Source organism: Planctomycetota bacterium (genome assembly GCA_016872555.1).
GTDB lineage: Bacteria > Planctomycetota > Planctomycetia > Pirellulales > UBA1268 > F1-20-MAGs016.
This window is the reverse complement of the sequence record VGZO01000153.1, coordinates 1-1,251: the sequence shown is the minus strand read 5'-3', so window position 1 is coordinate 1,251 and position 1,251 is coordinate 1. Positions and strand designations below refer to the sequence as shown.

At 72.7% G+C, this 1,251-nt stretch carries 1 protein-coding gene; it reads left to right on the top strand.

Going from position 1 to position 1,251, the window contains the following annotated elements; genetic code table 11:
- Positions 1–56 precede the first annotated feature (56 nt).
- Positions 57–1,178 (top strand): aminotransferase class I/II-fold pyridoxal phosphate-dependent enzyme, encoded by a 1,122-nt coding sequence (locus FJ309_17655; GenBank protein ID MBM3956400.1) that lies wholly within the window; start codon positions 57–59, stop codon positions 1,176–1,178.
- Positions 1,179–1,251: the final 73 nt, after the last annotated feature.

The window sequence follows — 1,251 nt, the reverse complement described above, 5'->3', positions numbered from 1 at the left end:
ACGCCACCGGCGCAGAGAGCTCCTGGCGGGCGCCCCTGGCGAACGATCTCGAGCAACTGCCCGCCGACCGGCGCCGCCAGCCGCGCCACTGGCGGCCAGCTGGTGTAGCTGGCCTGCAACACACAGCCGCCGGCAGCCCGGCCCTGCTGGATCTGGCCAGCAACGATTACTTAGGCCTGGCCGCGCATCCCGCTCTGGTGGCGGCTGCCAGCCAGGCGATGCACAGCGAGGGCGTGGGTGCCGGTGCGTCGCGGCTGGTGAGCGGCGGGCGCAGCGTGCATGAGCAGCTGGAAGCCGCGCTGGCCGCCTGGCTGGAGCGCGAGCGAGTGCTGCTCTTCCCGAGTGGTTTTCAAGCCAACCTGGCGGCGGTGCAGGCCCTGGCCGATCGCCACACCCTGGTGCTCGCCGATCGGCTGATCCATCACTCCCTGCTCGTGGGCGTTCGCGCCAGCGGCGCGCGGCTGCAGCGCTTCGCCCACAACCAGCTCGATGCGCTGGAGCAGCGCCTGCTGCAGGCGCGCCGCGAGCAGCCCCAACGCAGGCTGCTGGTGATCAGCGAAAGCCTGTTCTCGATGGAGGGCACCTCCCCCGATGCGGAGCGCCTCAGTGCGCTGTGCCAGCGCCACAACGCCGCCCTGCTGCTGGATGAAGCCCATGCCCTGGGGGTGCTGGGCCCCGGCGGCCGCGGCCTTGGCACTGGCCTGCCGGGCGTGAGCCTGATCAGCGGCACCTTCGGCAAAGCCTTCGGCAGCGGCGGTGCCTTTCTGGCGGGCGAGGCGCTGGTGGGGGAGTGGTTGCTGCAGCACTCCGGCCCTTACCGATACACCACGGCCCTGGCCCCGCCCCTGGCGGCAGCGTCGCTCGCGGCCCTAACGCAGATTCAGGAGCAGCCTGAGCGCGCCAGCCAACTGCTGGATCGCGCCCATCGCTGGCGCGATCGGTTGGAAGCGGCTGGCTGGCCGCGGCCGCCGGGGAACGGCCCGATCCTGCCGCTGCTGGTGGGCGACAACCAACGCGCCCTGGCCCTGCAGCAGCAGCTGGAGCAGGCCGGGCTGCTCAGCGTGGCGATCCGCCCGCCCACGGTGCCTGCTGGCACGGCGCGCCTGCGGCTGGTGCTGCGCCACGATCTGCCCCCTGGCAGCCTGGAGCAGCTGATCGGCGCCCTCGGATCACCATGAGCCAGGCGGCCTGCACCACCCAGCTGATCGCCGTGCACGGCTGGGCAGGCGATTGCCGCGCCTGGCAGCCCTG